The organism is Sorangium sp. So ce1153 (genome assembly GCF_051521595.1).
In the GTDB taxonomy this organism is placed as follows: domain Bacteria; phylum Myxococcota_A; class Polyangia; order Polyangiales; family Polyangiaceae; genus Sorangium.
The window spans coordinates 3,659,602-3,677,179 of sequence record NZ_CP150361.1 but is presented as its reverse complement, the minus strand read 5'-3'; the positions used below and the strand labels follow the sequence as shown (position 1 = coordinate 3,677,179).

Genomic DNA, 17,578 nt, shown 5'->3' with positions numbered 1-17,578 from the left:
CGGGACTCTTCCGCGGGGGTGAACCGTCGCGATCCGTCGCATCCCCGGGGATTTCGGCAGGGCGTGACGACGGATCGCACCCCCTCGGAGGGCGCGGGCCCAACCCGGGCCCAGCGGTCAAGCCCCGGGCCTGGGGAGCTCACCGTGACCGATCCGTCGCCTCGGGCGGCCGTGATCGCCTCGCTCGCCAGCGCCCTGAGCCGCGCCGTCGCCCTCGAGGATGAGGTTGCGACCCGAGTCGTTCACGAGACGATCGGTCGCCTGCTCGGGCTGCCGGTGGTACCGGAGGGGTGAGATAGCCCCAACGAGGACGAACTCATGGCGAGAACGATACTCCGCAGCACCAGCACGGCCGCGCTCGTCTCGGCGGCGCTCGTCGCCCTCTCCGCCTGCGGCGACGGGGGCCGCTCGAGCGGCTCCACCCTGGGCTCGGGCGCTGGCCGCGCCCCGGCGGGTGATGGCGGCGCGGGGGGGACCGACACGGGGGCGACGGTCAGCCTGCGCTACGCGGACTTCACCGGCGCGTGCGCGTACGACACGTCCGACTTCGCGAGGCTCGAGTCCCTCGGCGTCCGGCACGTCCGCATGGACCAGCCGAGCGCGGACAAGATCGAGCTCGCGCGGCAGTTCGGGATCGAGGTGCTCCCGATCGTGGACTATGGCATCCCGGAGCTGAGCGGGCAGGACGACGACAAGTACCCTCCGCTCCCGGAGCACCGGGACGCGTGGGCGAAGCGCATGGTCGACGTCTGGCGCGGCATGGAGGATCCGCCGCGCGTGTTCGAGGTGTGGAACGAGCCCTGGCACGAGAACTTCTGGAAGCCCGCGCCGGACGCGGCCGCGTACCTGGAGCTCGTGAAGGCGTTCGCGGAGGAGGCGTGGGCCGTGTGGCCCGAGGCGACGCTCCTCGTCTCCGCCGAGACCGAGAGCGCCCCGAGCGGCCTGTTCCGCGACGCGCTCCTCGCAGCCGACACGACCGGGTTCCTGAACGATCCGCGCATCCTCCCCACCACGCACAACTACGTCGAAGGCCGCTCGCCGACCCAGGTGACGAGCCAGCCCTGCTTCTGGGATTTCGACCGCTTCGCGTGCGCCTACGACGCGTTCAAGGCGCACGGCCACCCCGATCCCCAGGTCTGGGTCACCGAGTTCGGCTGGGAGTCGGACACGCCGAGCGGCTTTCATTACCTGGATACCGTCTCCCAGCAGACCCAGGCGGACTACACCCGGGAAGCGCTCCAGATCTTCCGTGACTCCGGCAAGGTCGCGCGCGCCTACTCGTTCATGTTCCGCATCGACGACCCCTGGAACTACAACTGGCTCCGGCCGCGGCGCACCGTCCGTGGGTGTTGACGTTTCCGTTCCCGTGGCGGCGCAGGCTCGCCCAGGACGGGGCGTTGTTCGGGGTGCTGACCCGCCTCTTCGTCGAGAGCGTGGAGCGGTTCTACGAAGAGCGCGCCGCGCGCCGAGGCCCGTGCGGCGCGGTCAAGAGCGGCGCGGTGACCGTCGTGCAACGCACGTCCGGCGACATGCGGCTCAATCCGCATGGGTCCGACCGAAGCCCTGACGGTCGCCATTGGGGAATTGGCGCCCGCAGCCGGATGCCGCCGATCGCCGACAAAGCGGGCCTTCGCGCCTGGCACGGTGCCTGCCGAGGGCGCCTTAAGGCCCTAGCCCTATCCCTGGCAAAGCGACAATCGGTTGGAACGCAAGCGTTGCGCGAGGATGAAGCCGTTGCGACTCGGTGGCCATTCTGCCCTATGGAACGGGCCGTTTCGTCGCATGGTATGGAGATAGCGTGGGCGTCCCAACGACCCCTGACTCTTCACCAAGAGGTACTATGCTCCGGCGATCGAAGTTCCGGCGTCGTCCCGGGCGCGGTCATCACACGCACTTGCGTGCCGGTCCGGCGGTGACCATCGATCCGGACATCTGGCCGCATTTGGGCAGTGCCGAAGCCGTCAACGAGGCGTTGCGTGCGCTCGTCGGAGCAACCAAACACATGCGGCGGACGGGCTCATGAGCGAGAGCTCGACGCCGTCGCACCACCTTCGGCTTCCACGGTGGCAGCCGAAGACAAGTCCACCATCCTTGAAGGGAGCCGGCGAGCCCGCCGATCCTGGCTCCACAGGGGCACCGCGGCCGGCGGCCTCCGGGCGCGCTGGAGGGGGCGAGAAACCTCGCAACGATGGAAGCGTAGCACGGCGGCTCGGGAATGCGAGGCGCGGGACCATCGCCATCGCGGGCCCCGTCATTGGCGCCCGATGGCCGTGGAGTCAGCTGCTGCTCGTCGGCTGCCGAGCTCCGGCGCCTGGCTGCATTTCGCGCAGAGGTCGCGACGGCGATGGGTAAGATCTTCATCGAGGAGATCGCGAGAGTCCAGCGACAAGCAGCGGCAACGAGCGGACCCAGCACGGGGGGCGGCTTGCCCACGATCGGCGTCATTTTACTCCCCCTGCCCGCGCGGCTCCAAGTTGTGTTACATTGGCGACGAGGCTCATGTTCGGTCGCATCAGAGACGTTCTTCGGTGTTTGCCCTTGCTCCCAGTAGTGTCGATCGCCGCATGCTGCAGCGTGGGCGAGGCCCCCGTCAGCACCGACAGCGGCGACGGTGGCGGCGGCGCCGCGGGCGGCGTTGATCTCGGGCCCTGCGGTGTGGACTGTGCGCAGCTCGAGACGCCGCAGTGCACGGTGGCGGTATGCAACACCGGGCAGGTGCTCGGTCCACTGAACACCTGCATCGTGGTCCCATCTCCAAGCGGAACCGCGTGCGACGACGGCAGATTCTGCACCACCGGCGAGGTCTGCGACAACGGCACCTGCGTTGGCGGGCACCGAAACGACTGCGGGGTCACGCCCTCTCCGTGTTCGGCCGTCATTTGCTACGAGGAATCGAAGTCCTGCGATGTTACGCCGGTGAACGACGGCACCCCATGCACCCCGACGGACCTTTGCCAGATCAACGGCGTATGCCGCATCGGTGAATGCGTGGGCGAGCGGAAGGACTGCACGTTCTCCCCGCTGAACGAGTGCAACACGGTGGCGTGCGATCCGGCCACGGGCCAGTGCGCGGGCACACCCGACCCCAGCAAGGACAACACGCCGTGCGTGCTCACGGGAGACCTCTGTAGAGTCAACAGGACATGCGCGGCCGGGCAATGCGTGGGCGGCGTGCCCAAAGATTGTTCGGCGCTTGACGTGAGGTGCGACATCGGCGTGTGCGACCCCGACACCGGCCTCTGTGGCCGGGCACACGCGCCGGTCGGTACCGCCTGTACCGAGGGCATCCCCGAGTGTCATGTGGGCGCATGCAGCGCGAAGGGCGAGTGCGAATCCGCATCGGCGGCCGATGGCAGCGCGTGCAACGACTACAATGCCTGCACCGATGCGGACAGATGCATGGCCGCCACTTGCGAGGCGGACACACCGGTCGCCGGCTGTGTACTTTACCTCCACGAGGACTTCGAAGCCTGCCCGAATGGCTGGACCCTCGGCGGCGATTGGGAATGCGGCGCGCCCGCGAACGTGGGGCCACCCGCGGCCCACCTCGGCAACGGGGTCATCGCCACGCAGCGCCGCGGTGTGTACCACGTAGACCAGAGCTTCAGCACCGCTGTCGCTGATTCGCCGCCCATCGACCTGGCTCAAGCAACCAACCCGATTCTTTCCTTCTGGGCGTGGGACCACACCGAGGGCGGCACCTTCGACGGCTGGAATCTGAAAGTCAGCACCAACGGCGGGCGGAGCTTCACCCAGGTTACGACGGTGACTCCGGCCTACAGCCTGACCATCGCCGGTCAACCCACGTGGGGCGGCGATCACTCGGCGCAAGGCTGGCAGAACTACACGGCGGATCTGACCGCCTACGCCGGGCAGTCGATCATCCTGCGCTTCGCCTTCCGCAGCGACGGCGCGACCGTCTTCCCGGGTGTCTACATCGATGACGTCGTCGTCGCGGAGCCGCTGCAGATCCCGCTCTTTGTGACCACGCCATCGTCGCTCGCGGACGTATATGCGGGGATGGCCTACTCGGCACAGATCGTCAAAGTCGGCGGCACGAGCAGCGCGGTGTGGAGCATCAAGCCAGGCGGCATGAACACGGCCTGGCTCACGATCGATCCTGTGACCGGGTTGCTCCAGGGCACGCCTTCGGCGGCAGAGGCAGGGCCGGTGAGCGTCACCGTGCACGTCGAGGAGCCGACGTTGCCCTCGAATTTTGCGGAGCAGACGTTCACTTTCACCGTCAAGCCCAATTCGTACTACACGAGCTTCGAGGGCGCGTGCCCGGACGGCTGGACGCTGACCGGCGATTGGCAGTGCGGTGTCCCCATCAACGTGGGCCCCGCGACGGCGTACGTGGGGACGCAGTGTGTCGCCACGCAGATCGCCGGCCCTTACACCAACCACCAAACGTTTGCGGGAACGACCGCCACCTCACCGCACATCGACCTCACCGCCGCGTCGAGCCCGACCCTCACGTTCCGGATGTGGGTCGATACCGAGGGCTCGACGTACGATGGCGCCAACCTGCAGATCAGCACCGACGGCGGGATGACCTACTCGGTCGTCAACAGCGTCCTGCCGGCGTACCCGCTGCTCATCGGCGGCCAGCCCGCGTGGGGTGGTCACCAGTCCGGGCTCGGCTGGCAGCTCGTGCAAGCCGATCTCGCGGCCTATGCCGGCCAGATCATCCGCCTGCGGTTCAGTTTCGAGAGCGATTCCTCCGGGACCTCCCCCGGCGTCTACATCGACGATATCTTCATCGATTGAGGCACAGTCCATGAGCCGCCTTGCAAGAAGCCACCGGCACCTTTTCGTATTACTCACCCTGTCCTGCATCGCCGCCGCGTGGTCGGGCTGCGCGACGGCATCCGACAGGCCCACGACGGGGACGAGCAGCACGAGCCAGAGCTCGTCCTCCGGGAATGGCGGCTCGGGAGGCGCCGGGGGGCAGTACGCCAGCGATGGTGGCGACGGCGGCGGAGGCGGTGAAACGGGCGCCTGCACCTCCACGAGCGCAGAAGCCCACCGCATCGCGCTCGACATCGTCTTCCTCATCGACCAGTCGGGCAGCATGACGGGCGAGAAGTGGACCGGGACCACCAGAGCCTTGAGAACGTTCTTCGACGATCCGGCATCGGGAGGCATCGGCGCCGGCATGGTCTACTTTCCGACCCAAGAGCCGAATGACTGCGATGTCACACACTATAAGGTCCTCGACGTGCCCATCGATTCGCTGCCGGGGCACGGATTTGCCTTGGCAAACTCGATGCCCGCCGACGCCACGGGGGTTGGTACACCCACCTACGGCGCGCTCAAGGGGGCGCTCATGGCGGCGACCGCCTACCAGGACGCGCACCCGACGCACAAGGTCATCCTCGTCCTCGCGACCGACGGCGATCCCAACGGCTGTGAGGGGCAGTCGATCGACGAGATTGCGAACCTCGCCAGGAACGCGCTCAACTACAACGGTGTTCTCACCTATGTCATCGGCGTGTCCGGCTCGACGATCGCGACCCTCGACAAGATCGCGGCGGCGGGCGGGACGACGGCGGCCTATGACATCACGCGGGACATCAGCGAGTTCTCCGCGAAGATGGCCGAGATTCGCACTGCGGAGCTCGGGTGCGATTTCGAGATCCCACCGCCGCCGAATGGCCAGGAGCTCGACCCGAACATCGTGAACTTCACCTATACGCCGAACGGCAAGGGTACGCCGAAGCTCTTGCCCCGCGCCGACGATCTCGCCGACTGCACTGACCAGCCTGGTTGGTATTACGACAGCAACATCGCTCCCAGACAGATCATCCTCTGCCCTGCGTCTTGCGCCACGGTGCAGGTCGACAGCAACGCGAAGGTCGCCGCCCTCTTCGGGTGCCAATCGGTGGTCAATTGAAGCACACGTGCTCTTATCGTATCGTCGCTGAGCAGCGCGAAGTCTGCGCCGGCCGTGCTTGAGCTCTAAAGTAAGGGTTACTCCGGGAAGTGCAGGACAATATGCTTGGGATCGATCGAGTCTTTTTCTCCCTCGCGCTCGTGACCACCGTGGCCGCGGGCTGTGGTGACGACGCGGATACAGCGGGCAGCGGCGGCAGCGGGCAGGGGGCGACTACCTCCTCCGTGAGCTCCACAAGCAGCAGCAGCAGCAGCAGCAGCAGCGGCGGCAGCGACGTGGAGACGAGCTGCCCGACGAGGGAGGGCACGGTGCTCGCCATCACGGCGCTCCATTTCGGCGAGGGCAACAGCGGGGAGTGGAAAAAGGTCGGCTTCAACCTCGACGACCGAGTGTCGATCGCGGCTTCGAACGACGTGTGCACTCCGAACGCGGACGGTCTGCCTGCTACGGCATACCCCGACGGCGACGACGGGATCGACAACTCGTTCGGGAAGAACCTCCTGCCCACGATCCTCTCACTGTACCCAACGTGGACGACCGATGCTAACAACGGCATCCTGAACGGCGTCTTCACCGCGCTGCTGAAGATGTATTGCCTGCCTCCGACGGGCGATGTCCCCGCGCTCGTCACCACGCTGGTCGGCGGGACATCGCTCGGCACGAAGCCGAAGCTCGACGGGACGGACAAGTGGCCGGTCGAGCCCGGACTCCTGAGTGATCCCATGGATCCGGAGTCATCGACGATCGCCTTCGAGAACAGCTCGGTGACGGGCACGACGTTCGACTCGGGAAAGAACGTGACGATCATCCTCACGATCCCGTTAAAGACGAGAACGGCGAGCACGTCGATCAAGCTGACCTTGCGTGCCGCGCGGATGACCATGACCCTCGCCGCGGATCGTAAGAGCGCGACGGGCGGCATGATTGGCGGCGTGCTCAACACCGAGGAGTTCGTGGCCGAGCTCAAGAAGGTCGGCTACCTGCTTAATCTCTGTGGTAGTGACGTGTTCGATAACATGGTGACCCAGATCCGGCAGGCATCGGACATCATGACCGACGGCAGTCAGGATCCGAACCAGACGTGCGACGGCATCACCATGGGCCTCGGGTTCGAGATGACAGAGGCGCAGCTCGGCGACGTTGGGGCGGCAAACCCGGTGGGGATGGTTTGCCCGTGATGGCGGAGTACCCCAAACGCAGGCTGATGTGGCCGCCCGCGCGGGGGGCGTGCCCCAGTCTTTTACAAGGTCATGGGTCCACCTTCCGAGGCTTTCAGCAGGGTCATGGGCAGCCTAGCAGACCCGACCCGCGTGAGCAGAAGCTCGGCGACGCGGCGCATGAAGTGATAATCGAGCGTGCCCGGCCGAGCGCGGAGAGGAAGTGGGCGATGTTCCTTGGCTCGGTCACCATGGCGACGAGCTTCATCCGCCCCTTGCAAGTTGGGCACTCCGGGGCGCTTCGGCACGCAACCGCCCCGCGCGGGCGATCCCAGTAGAGCCTGCGGGCCCTGGCCAGCGGCAAGGCTCCGGCAGCGAGTCGACGCGAGCGGCGGGCTCGACGCTCGGCCCAAGCTTGCTCACCCCCCCGGTGCCACCGGCAGCCCGAGCAGCTGACCGATCGCCTCGTGCACGACCCGGGCTGCCTCCGGGTCCCCGAGGGCGACGGCTCGGCTCAGGGTGCCGGCGAGCGACGCAACCACGGCGGCTCGAGGCGATGGATCGACCGTCGCGAGCTCCCCGGGCCCAGGGCTCGGCGGCTGGGCCCGGGTTGGGTCCATGCCACCCGAGGCGGTGCGATCCGTCGTCACGCCCCCCCGGATCCCGCCGAAAGTAACGGATCGCGACGGTTCGCCACCGCGGCGGAATCCTGGCGGGATTTCTGGGGCGCAGAGCTAGCGCGGCGCTCCGGCCGGTCTCCCGGCGGCTCCAGCCGGGTCCAGCGGTGAGCCGCCGCTCGCGCGCTGCGCCGCCGGGCCTCGCGACAGGAAGGCCCGGACCTCCTCGGCCAGGCGCGCGGGCGGCGCGATGCCGTCGACGCGCGTCCAGCGCCCCTCCGCCTCGCGGCCGATGAGCGTCACCGGGGTGTGCTGCTCCTTGATGGGCGCGCGCCCGCCCAGCGCGTCGAGCACCCGGCCCACGCGCTCGCGGCTGCCCGTCAGGAAGACCCAGCCCGGCCGCCGGCCGAACTGCTCCGCATAGCGCTTCAGCCGCTCCGGCGTGTCCGTCGCCGGATCGAGCGAGATGGAGACGAGCCGCACGTCGCGCTCCAGCGCGTCGCCGAGCTCGGCCTGGAGCCGGCCGAAGATGGCCGTCATCGGCGAGCAGATCGTCGTGCAGGTGGTGAAGATGAAGTTGACGGCGAGCACGCGCCCCTCCGCGAGCTCGCGCAGGCGGACCGGCGCGCCGTCCTGATCCACGAGCTCCTCGTCCGGCACCGCGACGCCCGGCGCCGGCGCCGAGCGCACCGCCGCGGCGGCGCCCGGCCCGCCGCCCACCGCCGGGGTCTCCGGGCGCCTTGTGGAGTCGACGTCGCCCGGAGGCTCGCCCCCGCGGCTGCACGAGGCGACCGCGAGCACGCCGGCGAGGACAACGGCGTTCGACACGGAAGACGAGAGAGAGCGCATATCGGCCTCACCGCGGATCGTTGCCCGGCCGCGCCGAGCGGCTGCCGTCCGAGCGCCACCCGCCGCCCGCCAGCCGCCACCCGAAGGGCGAGCGCCGCGCGCCGGCGGCGCCATTTGCCACGACTGGCCAGCAGGCCTTGAGCTTTGGCTGCTCGGTCCTTTCAGGTCAAGGACGTTTGCGGTGCGCTGGAGATCTGGAGATGCAGAGTCGAGGCAAGCAGGTGTCCCGGGCGCTTCGCCGTCAGAAATCGACGCAGACGGGCTCGTCGATCCGCAGCACGGACTCCTGGTTGAAGCGCCGCTTGTACTCCTCGCGGATGGCCTCGATGCCGTCCCAGGCGGCCTGCCCGCCGTCGTGGAGGAGCATGATCAGCCGGCTGTCCTCCCGGATCAGCTCACCGGTCGACGCCAGGTACTGGCCATCGACGTCGAACTGCGTCAGCCCGTCCCCGAAGCGCGGGGTCACGGCCGTATCGACGAAATCCTGCCACTCCTCCGCCGTGACGGAGGGCTCGTCGAACCGATCGAGGCCGAAGAAGAGCTCGGTCCGGATCATCAGATCCCCGCTGTCGCAGGCGACGTCGGCGCCGGGCGCGGGCCCCACGTCTTCCGCGGCGCTGTCGCACCCGGCGGTCGCGAGGATCAAGGCGAGGAGGGGACGCGCGAGCGAGCGGCTGGGCATGGAGGCTTCCTCCGAGGTGAAGGCTGTCGGGCACAGGCCCTGTGCGCCCGGCAGCCTATCACGGCGCGACCTGGCCCGGCCCGAGCTCCCGCCCCGCTCGCGACGGCGCCGACCCGCGTCCGGCGGGATCGGCGGCGCTCGGCGCACGGCGCCTGCTCTGCGGGGCCGTCGAGCCCGGCGCTCAGCCGCCAGCGCCGCCGGCGCGGGGGAGCGCCACGACGAACGTGGTCCCCTCGCCCTCCGCCGATCGAACGCTCACCCGGCCGCCGTGCGCGCTCGCGATCTCGCGCACGATGTAGAGGCCGAGCCCGACGCTGCGCGACCCCGGCCTCGCCTGCGCGCCGCCCCGCTGCATCGGCTCGAAGATCTTCGCCTGGAGCTCCGGCGGGATGGGCCGCCCCGCGTTGTGCACCTGGATCTCGAGCGCGCCCGGGAGCACGGAGGTCGCCACCGTGACCGGCTGGTCCGGCGTGCCGTACGTCAGCGCGTTGTTGACCAGGTTCGTGAGGATCTGCGCGATCCGGTCCGGATCGGCGAGGCCCAGCCCGTCCCCCGTGCGCCGGTGCTCCACCTGGCGCGCGGGCCAGGCGAGCATCACCTCGTCGAGGCAATCGGCCGCGACCTGGTGCAGGTGGATCTCGCGACGCGCCACGCGCAGACCGCCGCCGAGCCGCGCCTGCGTGAAGTCGAGCAGGTCCGTGATGAGCCGGTTGGCGCGGTGGGCGGCGGCCGCGATCCGGCTGGTGGTCACGCGCTGGAGCTCGGCGTCGGCGTCCTCCAGCAGCTGCGTCCCGAGGAGGACCGCGTTCAGCGGATTGCGAAGATCGTGGCTGACGATCCCGATGAGCTGCTCTGCCACGAGCGCGCGCTGCTGGGCCTCGCGCTCCTGCTGGCGCAGGACGGTCACGTCGCGCGTGAGCCCGAGGACGGTGACGATCTCGCCGCGCGAGTTGCGCTCGGGGACGAGGTGGGCCTGGAACTCGCGTGGATGGCCGCCTTGCACCTCGTAGGTGAACGCGAGCGTGGAGCGGCGCCCCGCGAACGCCTCGTCGATCGCCGCCACCCACGCGTCCGTGTCCGCGCTCGCCATGCCTGTCTGGTCGATCGGCTTGCCGATGAAATCCACCACCGGCTTCCCGGTGAGGCCCTCGGCGGCGGGGCTCAGGTACACGAAGCGGTGCGCCCGATCGAAGCGCGCGATCACGTCGGGCGAGTTCTCGGCCAGCGTCCGGAACTCGTTCTCCAGCTCCTCCGCGCGCCGCCTCGCGAACAGCAGCTCCCGCTCGTACTTGCGCCGGTCCGTCGCGATGAACACCGCCACGTCGACGGGCGGCCGGACGGCCGGGGCCGCGCCGGGCTTCGGCTCGCGGCGGGCGGCGTTCACGAGGACGGGGAGCACGCGGCCGTCGCGCCGCACCATCTCGAGCTGCACCTCGGCGACCGAGCCCTGCATCTGCAGGAGCGGCATCCAGTGCGTGTGGTGGAACAGCTTGCTGCCCATCGTGAGCAGGTCCTGGAAGCGCTTGCCGAGGAGCTCGGCCGCGTCGAACCCTGTCCACCCGCACATCGTGCGGTTGACGCGCTGGATGGTCCCGTCGGCGGCCGTCGTGAGGAGGCCGCACGCCGCCAGGTCATAGAGGTCGAGCGCGTCGCCGGAGCCGTCCTCGGGAGAGGTCATCGCCCGGTCCGGCTCACGCCTGCAGAAACTCTCGCATGGCGTCCACGACCGGCGCGGGCGCGCTGAGGTGAGGACAATGACCGATGTTGTCGACGACGCGGAGCGTGCTGCCCGGCAGCGCCCTGTGCAGGTAAACGCCCACGGAGCGCGGGGCGATGAGGTCGTCGGAGCACTGCAGGATGAGCGCGCGCGCGGTGAACCTGGGGAGGTCGGCCCGGTTGTCCGAGAGGAAGGTCACGCGCGCGAAGTGCTTGGCGATCTCCGGGTCGGTCCTGCAGAAGCTGTTGGTCAGCTCCTCGCCGAGCTCCGGCCGGTCCGGCGCGCCCATGATGGTGGGGGCCATGGCGCTCGCCCATCCGAGGTAGTTGCTGTCGAGCGTGTCGAGGAGAGACTCGATATCGGCGCGCGTGAACCCGCCGATGTAGTCGCCGTCGTTGATGTAGCAGGGCGACGGCCCGACCATGACGTGCTCGCGGAAGCGCTCCGGCGCCGCGATCCCGGCGAGCAGCCCGATCATCGCGCTCACCGAGTGTCCGACGAACACGGCAGGCCCCCTCGCGACCGCCTCCAGGATGTCGAGCACGTCGCGCGCGTGCCCCTCGAGCGAGTCGTACTTCTTGCGATCGTACGCGGACAGGTCCGACCCGCCGCAGCCGGCGAGATCGTACAGGATGACGCGGTAACGGTCCTCGAACGCGCCGGTGAGGTGCCGCCACATGTTCTGATCGCACCCGTAGCCGTGCGCGAAGATCATGTCGACGTCCCCCCGGCCGAGGACGTGGACGTTATGACGCCTCAGGATGCTCACGAGCGACGCTCCTCTTGCTGGGATTTTCATGGCATAACAGAGGGTCCCCCGCCCCGCCACCCGGAGGGGCGAGCTCAGCGGCCTCGCGCCGCCGGCGACCTTCCTCGAACGCGAGGGAGTCCGCCGCCCCGCGCCGCGATGCCCGCCGCCGGGCCGGCAGCCTGGTCCCGCTGCGCCACGCCGATAGCATCGCGGGGCCGTGCGGCCCGGCAACACCGCACGCCCGCCCACGCACGCTCTCGAGCGCCCGGTGACTAGGTCATGTTGTAAGCGACCATCGCGATGCCCGCCGCGATCATGACGATGCCGCCGATCTGCAGCGTCGTGAGGGTCTCGCGCAGGTAATAGACCGAGAAGACCGAGATGATCAGGAAGCCCCCCGACGACATGATCGGATAGGCGATCGACAGGTTGATGCGCTTCAGGGCCAGAACGTAGAAAAGGATGTTCGAGGCGAAGAGCAGGAGCCCGAGCACGAGGTAGTAGTTCGTCGCGAGCGCGAGCCCCTTCTGGACGAGCGACAGCCCTTCCATCGGCTCCACGCGCCGCGAAGCGAGCTTCATGAGGATGTTCGCGGTCGCGTTGAAGACGAGGGCGATGATGAGGAAGAGGTAACCTTGAGCCATGTCTCTTGTGCGGCGCGCTCCGGCGCGCCGCCATTCCCGGCAGACCTCTGGCGCAGCACGCGGCATGGATCAACCGTGAAGCGCGCAGGCCTTCATCGGCCGAGGTTCGGTGAACCTAGGGCGGCGCCTGACGGCGAATTGGCCGTGGTCGGCCGCCTGCCCTGGTGCGAGACTGCCGCCCGCCATGAGCTCCGACCGCCACGAAGCGCCGTTTGCCCCGACGATCGCCGCGGTGGGCACGGCGCTGCCGCCGCACTATGCAACGCAGGAAGAGACGTGCGCCGGGCTGCGCCGGCTCTGGGCTGGCAAGGGCGACGCGCTCGCGCTCGTCGAGCGGGTCCGGCGCTCGGTCGAGGTGCGGGGGCGGCACCTCGCGCTGCCGATCGACGAGTACTACGCGGCCTCGACGTTCGCCGAGCAGAACCGCCGCTGGAACGCGTGCGGGCTCGAGCTCGGCGAGCGCGCCTGTCGCGCCGCGCTCGAGCGGGCGGGCATCGGGCCCGAGGAGGTCGACCACATCGTCTTCGTCTCGGTCACCGGCATCTCGGCGCCCAGCCTGGACGCGCGGCTCGTCAACCGGCTCGGCTTCCGGCGCGACGTCAAGCGCACGCCCGTCTTCGGCCTCGGGTGCGTGGCCGGCGTGGCCGGCGTCGCGCGCATCACCGACACGCTGCGCGCCTTCCCGGCGCACACGTCGCTCCTCCTGTCGGTCGAGCTCTGCTCGCTCACGCTGCAGCGCGACGACACCTCGGCGGCGAACGTGATCGCCGCGCAGCTCTTCGCCGACGGCGCCGCGGCCGTCGTGGCGCGCGGCGCGCAGGCCGCCCGCAAGAGCGGCCGGACGGGCGGGGCCGCGGTGCTCGACTCGCAGGCCGTCTTCTACCCCGAGACCGAGCACATCATGGGGTGGGACGTCGTGGACAGCGGCTTCCGCGTCGTCCTCTCCGCGGGCGTGCCGACGCTCGTGCGGGAGCACGTGCGCCGCGACGTCGACGCGTTCCTCGCGCGGCACCGCCTGTCGCGGGGCGATGTCCGTCACTGGATCGTCCATACCGGCGGGCCGAAGGTGCTCGAGGCGATCACCGAGACGCTCGAGCTGCCCGAGGACGCGCTCGCCCGCTCGTGGCGCTCGCTGCGCGAGATCGGCAACGTGTCGTCCGCGTCGGTGCTGTTCGTGCTGCGCGACTTCATGGACGAGGCGAACGCCCGGCCCGGGGATTACGGCGTGATGATGGCGTTCGGCCCCGGCTTCTGCTCGGAGATCGCGCTGCTCCGATGGTGACCTCGGAGCAGCTCTACCTCGCCTTCCTCGGCGCCGTGTCGATCGAGCGGCTGGCCGAGCTCGTCATCTCGCGCCGCAACGCGCAGCGCGCCCTCGCGAGGGGCGGCGTCGAGGTCGGGCAGGGGCACTTCCGGGTGATGGCGCTGATGCACACCGCCTTCCTCGCCGCCTGCGCGCTCGAGGTCGACGCGCTCGACCGGCCGTTCCCCGGGCTCCTCGGGTTCGCGGCGCTCGCCGCCGCGCTGCTCGCGCAGGCGATGCGGTACTGGGTCATCGCCACGCTCGGGGAGCAGTGGAACGTGCGGATCATCGTGGTGCCGGGCGCGCGGCCGGTGTCCGGCGGGCCGTACCGTTACCTGCGCCACCCGAACTACGCGGCCGTGATCGTCGAGATGGTCGCCATCCCGCTCATCCACGGCGCCTGGCTGACCGCGCTCGTCTTCAGCGCGCTCAACGCGGCCGTGCTCCAGGTGCGCATCCGCGCCGAGGAGGCGGCGCTCGGGCCCGGGTACGCGGCGCAGATGGGCGACCTGCCGCGGCTCGTGCCGGGCCGCCGCGCGGCACCGGAGCGGTCTTCCCCGCCGTGAGCGCCGCCGTGAGCGCGCGGTGCGACATCGCCGTCGTCGGCGGCGGGCCGGCGGGCCTCGCCGTCGCGATCGGCTGCGCGCAGCGGGGCCATGACGTCGTCGTCCTCGACCAGGCGGCGTGGCCGATCGACAAGGCGTGCGGCGAGGGGGTGATGCCCGAGGGCTGCCGCGCGCTCGCGGAGCTCGGCGCGCTGTCCGAGCTCGACCCGGCCGAGCGGGCGCCCATCGAGGGCATCCGGTACATCCGCGCGGACGGCCTCCGCGTCGAGGCGCCGCTGCCGGCGCCCGGGGGGCTCGGCGTGCGCCGCACGGCGCTCTCCGCGGCCCTCGCGGCGCGGGCGCGGGCCGCCGGCGCGCGGCTCGCCGCGGGCGAGGCGCTCTTGCGCGTCGAGCGGGCGGACGGCGGCGCGCGGCTCGTCACGCGGCGGGGCGTCGTGGAGGCGCGCTACGTCGTCGGCGCGGACGGGCTCGGCTCCCGCGTGCGCCGCGCGCTCGGCTGGGACGCGCCGCCCTCGGGGCCGCGCCGGCTCGGCCTGCGCCAGCACTTCCGGCGCGCGCCCTGGTCGTCCTTCGTCGAGGTGCACGTCGCCGACGGCGTCGAGGCGTACGTGACGCCCGCCGGGCCCGAGCGCGTCGGGGTCGCGTTCCTGTGGGACGGCGACCGGCTCGAGGGCCGCGCGTCGGCCGAGCGCCTCGTGCGCTGCTTCCCGGCGCTGGCCGAGCGGGTGGCGGGCGTGCCGGCCGACTCGGCGGCGCGGGGCAGCGGCCCGCTCGAGCGCGCGTCGGCGCGGCTCCACGACGACCGCTTCGTGCTGGTCGGCGACGCGGCGGGCTACATCGACGCCATCACCGGCGAGGGGATCTCGCTCGCGCTCGTGAGCGCGGCGGCGCTGTCGACCGCCCTCGACGCGGCCCTGCGCGGCGGCGGCGCGGCCCCGCTCGCCGGCTACGAGCGCGTGTTCCGGCGGGCGTTCCGGCGCTACGCGGTGGCGACGCGCGCGGTGCTCTTCATCGCGCGGCGCCCGCGCCTCCGGGATGGAGTCCTGTCCGCGCTCGCGCTCGCGCCCGGGCTCTTCCGGCACGCGGTCGGCGCGGTCCTCGGCCCTCGCTGAGCCTACGTGCCCGATGAAGCCTACGTGCCCGATGAAGGCGAGCCATGGAGCATTGGCCTCGAAGTCCACCATCCCTCGGCCGTCCACCCGCCGCGCGTCGCCATGTCCATGCCGGTGACTGCGCGGCCACGGACGGACGTGATTCACGCTCTGTTCGTGTGCCCGCCACATATCCACTCAAAGGGACTTGCGTTCCAACATGTGCGTCGGTTGCGCGCAGCAGCTCCGGCTGATAGCCTTAAAATGGATCAAATACGACGCATACCATTTTAGCGAATCACGAGAACGAAGAGCGCCGTCCGTCGGGCGGCACGCATGCTCGGCCTTCGGCGCCACGCAGCAGCATCTCCCGCCGAGCAGCGACGGGCGGCCGACGGCGCATGCCCCATGAAGCCGCGCTCTCCTGCGCAGAGCGGCCGGCTTCGATCGGGTAGATACGGTTCTCGATCTCGCCCTGATGGGTTGCCCGTGCCTATCGGTGCTTGAGTGGCCGCCATCCCGACGACCATCGAAGCGGCATTGTCCGCGATGGCGGCCTCTGAGGACCCGTTCAAAGGAGCCTTGCATGCATTGTTCACCCGCGAGATGGGTGCCCATCGCCTTCGCTGTCGCTGCCACCTGTATGCTCGGAAGCCGAGCGTCCGCGCACGAGCCGGAATGTCCGGGGGATCCGCCGGACAGAGACGCGGTCCTCGACTGGAACGCCGTCGCTCTGGCCGCGGTCGCCAGAGACTACAGCGACCCCTCCAGGCGGCCGGAGCAGGACGGGCCCACGCGCACCTCACGGGCTCTCGCGATCGTCCACGCGGCGATCTACGACGCCGTGAACTCGATCGTGCCGGAGTACGAGCCGTACATCGTCTATACGCGCGCGCCGGATGCATCCGTGGATGCGGCGGTGGCCACGGCAGCCCACCGTACGCTGACGGCGCTCTACCCGGGTCAGAATGCCGCGTTCGACGCCGCGCTCCACGAGTACCTGGCGGAGATCCCGGCGAGCGACGCCAAGGAGGACGGCATTGTTCTTGGCAGCGACATCGCCGACGACATCCTCGCGGTGCGGGCACGCGACGGGGCAAACGCCCCGATGCCTTACACGCCACGCTATGCGCCCGGCCAGCATCGCGTCGATCCTCTCCACCCCGATCAAGGATTCCTGACCCCCGGTTGGGGGGATGTGACGCCGTTCGCCATCGAGAGCGGCGACCGGTTCCGGTCTCCGCCCCCACCGTCGCTGCGGAGCCGCTCGTATGCGTCGAGCTTCTACGAGCTCTTCGCGCTGGGCGGCGATGGCGCGAGCACCCCGACCCTGCGGACTCCCGAACAGACCGTCATCGGGGTCTTCTGGTCGTACGACGCGGCCCCGCGCATCGGGGTGGTGCCGCGGCTCTTCAACCAGATCGCGCGGGTCGTCGCGGTGCAGGAGCACAACTCGGAGATAGAGAACGCCCGTTACTTCGCGCTGATCAACTTCGCCCAAGCCGACGCCGCCATCGCCACATGGGACACGAAGTACCACTACAACTTCTGGCGGCCGATCATCGGGATCCGTCTGGCCAACATCGATGGAAACCCGCTCACGGTACGTGACGCCAACTGGACGCCCCTCGCATCCCCCGGCAGCAACGGGGGCCCGCTGCACGAGACGCCGAATTTCCCGTCGTACGGCTCCGGACACGCGAGCTTCGGGGCTGCCATGTTCGAGGTGCTGACCCGTTATTATGGCACGAATCACATACACTTCTGCTTCGTGTCCGACGAGTACAACGGAAGAACGACGGACGCGCGGGGCAACGTCCGCCCCAGGCTCAGGCGCTGCTACTCCGGCTTCCGCCAGGCGGCTGATGAGGTCGCGATCAGCCGCATCTACCTGGGCGTCCACTGGAGGTTCGATGCGGAGAACGGGATGCGTCAGGGCAGAGCCGTCGGAGACGCCGTCTTTGACGGGATCCTCCAGCCGCTCCCTTGACGTCTTCGTGCCGGACGGCGGCGGGCGCGACGCCCCGTCGCAGGCGGGCTCACCTGCGTGGTAGGCCGGCGCGACGCCTCGATCGGGTCTCGGCGGGCGCGTCCCCCGGTCCGGGCACCCGTTCGGCCTGCTTGCCCGCGCGCCGTGAACGCGGTGCGCCGCCGAGCTGAGCGGAACCGGATCTGTGCCGAGCGCGTCCGCCCCGCCCCGCGCTCGCGAGCGTCCCGGACCTGCCTCGGACCCGGCGCCCGCCTTGTGGGACCAGGACCGCTCGGATAGGCTCCCGCCGCTCAGCGCACCGGCGCGAGGAGGATG

14 protein-coding genes are annotated in these 17,578 nt (G+C 70.0%); 8 read left to right on the top strand and 6 right to left on the bottom strand.

The window, feature by feature from the left end; genetic code table 11:
- The first annotated feature begins 318 nt into the window (after window positions 1-318).
- The 4 genes from WME85_RS13025 (at window position 319) to WME85_RS13010 (ending at window position 7,074) form a co-directional block, all read left to right on the top strand.
- The gene (locus WME85_RS13025) at window positions 319-1,353 is read left to right on the top strand and encodes a hypothetical protein (protein WP_437838150.1); all 1,035 of its coding nucleotides are present in this window, start codon (window positions 319-321) and stop codon (window positions 1,351-1,353) included.
- 1,146 nt (window positions 1,354-2,499) lie between these two features.
- Window positions 2,500-4,770: a choice-of-anchor J domain-containing protein gene (locus WME85_RS13020; RefSeq protein ID WP_437838149.1), complete on the top strand. Its 2,271-nt coding sequence runs from the start codon at window positions 2,500-2,502 to the stop codon at window positions 4,768-4,770.
- 10 nt (window positions 4,771-4,780) lie between these two features.
- Window positions 4,781-5,896: a vWA domain-containing protein gene (locus WME85_RS13015; RefSeq protein ID WP_437838147.1), complete on the top strand. Its 1,116-nt coding sequence runs from the start codon at window positions 4,781-4,783 to the stop codon at window positions 5,894-5,896.
- A gap of 101 nt (window positions 5,897-5,997) precedes the next feature.
- Window positions 5,998-7,074 (top strand): hypothetical protein, encoded by a 1,077-nt coding sequence (locus WME85_RS13010; protein WP_437838145.1) that lies wholly within the window; start codon window positions 5,998-6,000, stop codon window positions 7,072-7,074.
- 398 nt (window positions 7,075-7,472) lie between these two features.
- On the opposite strand, the gene WME85_RS13005 is transcribed toward WME85_RS13010, so the two are convergent.
- From WME85_RS13005 to WME85_RS12980, 6 genes are all read right to left on the bottom strand, one after another.
- On the bottom strand, window positions 7,473-7,703 hold the full coding sequence (locus WME85_RS13005) for a hypothetical protein (protein WP_437838143.1): 231 nt from the start codon (window positions 7,701-7,703) through the stop codon (window positions 7,473-7,475).
- Window positions 7,704-7,787: 84 nt separating this feature from the next.
- Entirely contained in the window at window positions 7,788-8,519 is a 732-nt protein-coding gene (locus WME85_RS13000) for an SCO family protein (protein ID WP_437838141.1), read from the bottom strand.
- 241 nt (window positions 8,520-8,760) lie between these two features.
- Window positions 8,761-9,201, bottom strand: a complete 441-nt coding sequence (locus WME85_RS12995) for a DUF3574 domain-containing protein (protein ID WP_437838139.1) — start codon at window positions 9,199-9,201, stop codon at window positions 8,761-8,763.
- A gap of 181 nt (window positions 9,202-9,382) precedes the next feature.
- A complete protein-coding gene (locus WME85_RS12990) occupies window positions 9,383-10,879 on the bottom strand; it encodes a PAS domain-containing sensor histidine kinase (protein ID WP_437838137.1) in 1,497 nt (498 codons plus the stop codon).
- Window positions 10,880-10,892: 13 nt separating this feature from the next.
- A complete protein-coding gene (locus WME85_RS12985; protein ID WP_437838135.1) occupies window positions 10,893-11,687 on the bottom strand; it encodes an alpha/beta fold hydrolase in 795 nt (264 codons plus the stop codon).
- A 254-nt stretch (window positions 11,688-11,941) separates the two neighbouring features.
- Window positions 11,942-12,313 (bottom strand): DMT family transporter, encoded by a 372-nt coding sequence (locus WME85_RS12980; RefSeq protein WP_437309444.1) that lies wholly within the window; start codon window positions 12,311-12,313, stop codon window positions 11,942-11,944.
- A gap of 184 nt (window positions 12,314-12,497) precedes the next feature.
- Between WME85_RS12980 and WME85_RS12975 the strand changes: the two genes are divergently transcribed.
- The 4 genes from WME85_RS12975 (at window position 12,498) to WME85_RS12960 (ending at window position 17,263) form a co-directional block, all read left to right on the top strand.
- Window positions 12,498-13,595 (top strand): type III polyketide synthase, encoded by a 1,098-nt coding sequence (locus WME85_RS12975; protein WP_437838133.1) that lies wholly within the window; start codon window positions 12,498-12,500, stop codon window positions 13,593-13,595.
- Entirely contained in the window at window positions 13,589-14,182 is a 594-nt protein-coding gene (locus tag WME85_RS12970) for an isoprenylcysteine carboxyl methyltransferase family protein (protein ID WP_437838131.1), read from the top strand. Before WME85_RS12975 ends, WME85_RS12970 begins: the two co-directional genes overlap by 7 nt.
- The gene (locus WME85_RS12965; protein ID WP_437838129.1) at window positions 14,179-15,294 is read left to right on the top strand and encodes an NAD(P)/FAD-dependent oxidoreductase; all 1,116 of its coding nucleotides are present in this window, start codon (window positions 14,179-14,181) and stop codon (window positions 15,292-15,294) included. Before WME85_RS12970 ends, WME85_RS12965 begins: the two co-directional genes overlap by 4 nt.
- 622 nt (window positions 15,295-15,916) lie before the next feature.
- The gene (locus tag WME85_RS12960) at window positions 15,917-17,263 is read left to right on the top strand and encodes a phosphatase PAP2 family protein (RefSeq protein WP_437838127.1); all 1,347 of its coding nucleotides are present in this window, start codon (window positions 15,917-15,919) and stop codon (window positions 17,261-17,263) included.
- Window positions 17,264-17,578 lie beyond the last annotated feature (315 nt).